The 3,645-nt window shown below is 73.1% G+C and carries 5 protein-coding genes and 1 tRNA gene; 5 read left to right on the top strand and 1 reads right to left on the bottom strand.

The window, feature by feature from the left end:
• Positions 1 to 110 precede the first annotated feature (110 nt).
• From rph to AC0CYZ_RS03060, 5 genes are all read left to right on the top strand, one after another.
• A complete protein-coding gene (rph, locus tag AC0CYZ_RS03040; protein ID WP_472212232.1) occupies positions 111 to 854 on the top strand; it encodes a ribonuclease PH in 744 nt (247 codons plus the stop codon).
• On the top strand, positions 851 to 1,489 hold the full coding sequence (rdgB, locus tag AC0CYZ_RS03045; protein ID WP_472212224.1) for an RdgB/HAM1 family non-canonical purine NTP pyrophosphatase: 639 nt from the start codon (positions 851 to 853) through the stop codon (positions 1,487 to 1,489). The genes rph and rdgB overlap by 4 nt, the downstream gene beginning before the upstream one ends.
• A gap of 12 nt (positions 1,490 to 1,501) precedes the next feature.
• Entirely contained in the window at positions 1,502 to 2,101 is a 600-nt protein-coding gene (locus AC0CYZ_RS03050; protein ID WP_472212226.1) for a class I SAM-dependent methyltransferase, read from the top strand.
• A 4-nt stretch (positions 2,102 to 2,105) separates the two neighbouring features.
• Positions 2,106 to 2,939 carry an alpha/beta fold hydrolase gene (locus tag AC0CYZ_RS03055; RefSeq protein WP_472212228.1) on the top strand — a complete coding sequence of 278 codons (834 nt, stop codon included), beginning with the start codon at positions 2,106 to 2,108 and terminating at the stop codon, positions 2,937 to 2,939.
• A gap of 98 nt (positions 2,940 to 3,037) precedes the next feature.
• Positions 3,038 to 3,111, top strand: a tRNA-Leu gene (locus AC0CYZ_RS03060).
• Position 3,112: 1 nt separating this feature from the next.
• Here AC0CYZ_RS03060 and bcp read toward each other — a convergent pair.
• Positions 3,113 to 3,586, bottom strand: a complete 474-nt coding sequence (bcp, locus tag AC0CYZ_RS03065; protein ID WP_472212230.1) for a thioredoxin-dependent thiol peroxidase — start codon at positions 3,584 to 3,586, stop codon at positions 3,113 to 3,115.
• Between the last annotated feature and the right edge of the window lie 59 nt (positions 3,587 to 3,645).

Below are 3,645 nucleotides of genomic sequence, written 5' to 3' on the forward strand. Positions count from 1 at the left end.
GGCCTTTGGCAGCCGGAGCGAAGCGGAGGTTGGTCATGCGACGAGAGTGCCCGAGTGCGCTGGCACGGCACGTGCACGGCGCTGGCACCGCCGTCGTTACGCTGCCAGGTCTGTCTCGCCCCGACGATCGCGCCCCCGACCAGCTCCGTCCCGTGACCATCACCCGCGACTGGCAGAAGTTCGCCGAGGGTTCGGCGCTGGTCGAGTTCGGCGACACCAAGGTGCTGTGCTCGGCGTCGGTGCAGCAGGGCGTCCCGCGCTGGCGCAAGGGCAGCGGGTTGGGGTGGGTCACCGCCGAGTACGCGATGCTGCCGCGCGCCACGCTCACCCGCAACGACCGCGAGTCGGTCAAGGGGAAGATCGGCGGACGCACCCACGAGATCTCGCGCCTCATCGGCCGCTCGCTGCGGGCCGCCATCGACCTGTCCGCGCTCGGCGAGAACTCGATCTCGATCGACTGCGACGTCCTGCAGGCCGACGGCGGCACCCGCACCGCGGCGATCACCGGCGCCTACGTCGCCCTCGCGGACGCGATCACCTGGCTCGGGGCCCACAAGCGGCTCGCCGACCCGCAGCCGCTGTCGTGCTCGATCGCCGCGGTGTCGGTCGGCGTCGTCGACGGCCGCGTCCGGCTCGACCTGCCCTACGACGAGGACAGCCGCGCCGAGGTCGACATGAACGTCGTCGCCACCGACGCGGGCACGCTCGTCGAGGTCCAGGGCACCGGCGAGGGCGCCACGTACACCCGCGCGACGCTGGACGCGATGCTCGACTCCGCGCTCGCCGGGATCGCCCGGCTGACCGAGATCCAGACCGCCGCGCTCGCCGAGCCCTACCCCGGCGAGCTGCCGTGAGCGGCACGGAGGTCACGACGACGCGGGACGTGCTGCTCGCGACGCGCAACGACGCCAAGCTCGCCGAGCTGCGCCGGATCGTCGCCGCCCTCGGACTCGAGGGCGTGCGCATCGTGGGCCTCGACGAGGTGGAGCCGTTCGAGGAGGCCCCCGAGACCGGGGCGACGTTCGCGGAGAACGCCCTCGCGAAGGCCCGCGACGCGGCGTCGGCCACCGGGCTGCTCGCCGTCGCCGACGACTCCGGGCTCGCCGTCGACGCCCTCAACGGGATGCCGGGGGTGCTGTCGGCGCGGTGGTCCGGGAGCCACGGCGAGCGCCGGGACAAGGACGCGGCGAACCTCGCGCTCGTGCTGGACCAGATGGCCGACGTCCCCGAGGAGCGCCGCGGGGCGGCCTTCGTCTGCGCCGCCGCGGCCGCCCACCCGGACGGCCGCGAGGTCGTCGTCACCGAGCGCTGGCCGGGGCGGCTGGTCCGCTCGCCGCGCGGGCTGAACGGCTTCGGGTACGACCCGGCGTTCGTCCCGGAGGGCGAGACCCGGACCTCGGCCGAGATGGCGCCCGACGAGAAGGACGCCGTCTCGCACCGCGCCCGTGCGTTCCGTGCGCTCGCGCCCGAGCTGGCATCCCTGCTCTGAGGCGCTGATCCCATGGCCGACCAGTACTTCGCCGAGCAGCCGACGGCGCCGTCGTCACCCGTCCCGGCCCGCCTCGACGTCGCCGGACTGTCGTTGACGGTCACCACCGACTCGGGGGTGTTCTCCCGGGGGCGGCTCGACACGGGCACGCGGGTGCTGCTCGAGCACGCACCCGAACCCGAGACCGGCGGCGACCTGCTCGACCTCGGCTGCGGCTGGGGCCCGATCGCACTGTGGCTGGCGACGGTGCGGCGGCGCTCCACGGTGTGGGCGGTCGACGTCAACGCCCGCGCGCTCGACCTGGTGCGCGCGAACGCGGCGGCGGCGGGTCTGCGCAACGTGCGCGCGTGCCGCCCGGACGAGGTGCCCGAGGACGTGGTGTTCGCCGGGATGTGGTCCAACCCGCCGATCCGCGCGGGCAAGGCGGCCCTGCACGAGCTGCTGCTCTCGTGGCTGCCGCGGGTGGGCGGGCCGTCGTACCTCGTCGTCGCGAAGAACCTCGGGTCGGACTCGCTGGCGCGGTGGCTCGGGGATCAGGGGTACAGGGTGGCGAGGGTGTCGTCGAACGCGGGCTTCCGGGTGCTGGAGGTCCGTTCCGGTGTGGAGGAGTGATCGGGTGCTCGCGGTCGATCGGAACGGGTCCGGCTCGCCGGTGCTGTGCCTCCACGGCTGGCCGGGCGGAGTGTCGGACTACCGGCTCCTGACGCCGTTGCTCGTGGACACCGCCGACGTGGTGGTGCCCCACCTCCCCGGCTTCGGGGACTCGTTCGCGCCGGGCGACGAGCTCCGCCCGCCGTCGGACTTCTCGCGCGAGGCGATGGTCGCGGCGCTGGTGGAGCTGATGGAGTCGCTCGCGCTGGAGCCGGCGGTCGTCGTGGGCTACGACGTCGGCGTGACCACCGCGATCGCGCTGGCCCGCGCCGTGCCCGACCGGGTCCGCGCCCTCGTCGTCGGGAACGCGCTCGCGCCGTCCGCGTTCGTGCCCGCCGCGCTGGACCTCCGGCGGCGGGCCGAGTTCTGGTACCAGGACTTCCACCAGCTCGAGCTGGCCGCCCGGCTCCTCGACGGCAACCCGACCGGAGTCCGCGCCTACCTCGAGCACTTCTGGTCGCACTGGGGCTCGCGGGCGGACGCCGTGGTGGACGAGGACCTGGTGGAGGCCTATTCGCGTCCCGGTGCGTTCACGACGTCGCTGAACTGGTACCGGTCGGGTTCGTCGACGCTCTACGGCGCGCTCGCGATCGCCGAGGGCGGCCCGCTGCCGTCACCGGTCGACGTGCCGGCCCGCGTGATCTGGGGCGCGCAGGATCCGTTGTTCCCGCCGGAGTTCGCGGGCCAGGTCACCGAGCTGCTGCCGCAGGCGTCCGTACGGCTTCTCGACGACGTCGGGCACTTCACCCCGGTCGAGGCTCCGGCGGAGATGGCCGAGGCGGTGCGGGAGTTCCTCTAGGGCCGCTCCGACGTCGAGAGGACGCTCATGTACGCGCCTCGCGGGATTCCGGGTGCACGAGCGTTCCCTCGGTGCTCACCTCGTAGTGTGGCGCCCGAGCCGGCGTACTCCAATCGGCAGAGAGAGCGGCTTTAGGTGCCGCCCAGTGTGGGTTCGAATCCCATCGCCGGCACTCAGAGCTTCAGATCGCGCAGCAGCCGGCCCACGTGGCCGGTGGCCTTCACCCCGTACTGCGCGTCCTCGATCTTCCCCTCGGCGTCGACGAGGAACGTCGAGCGGATGACGCCCATCGAGGTGCGGCCGTACATCGTCTTCTCGCCCCACGCTCCGTAGGCCTGCATCGCGGTCTTGTCCGGGTCGGACAGCAGCGGGAACGTCAGGCCCTGGTCGGCGCGGAACGTGGCGAGCTTGGCCGGCTTGTCCGGCGAGATGCCCACGACGTCGATCCCGGCGTCGTTGAACGTCGCCAGGTTCTCGGTGAAGTCGCAGGCCTCCTTCGTGCAGCCCGGCGTCCCGGCGGCCGGGTAGAAGTACACGATGACCCGACGGCCGCGGTGGTCGGCGAGCGACACCGTCTCGCCCGTGTCGGAGGTCAGGGAGAACTCCGGGGCGGCGTCACCCGGGGTCAGACGGTTATCGGTGGCCACGGGCGGGCAGGATACCGCTGACATGTGATCGCCGACCGTGCGGCGCGTCGTCGTGGGCC

The organism is Actinomycetospora sp. (assembly GCF_055612215.1).

Excerpts from the sequence above, each read along its gene's own strand:
- AC0CYZ_RS03050 (WP_472212226.1), top strand. The coding sequence starts at position 1,502 with ATGGCCGACCAGTACTTCGCCGAGCAGCCGACGGCGCCGTCGTCACCC.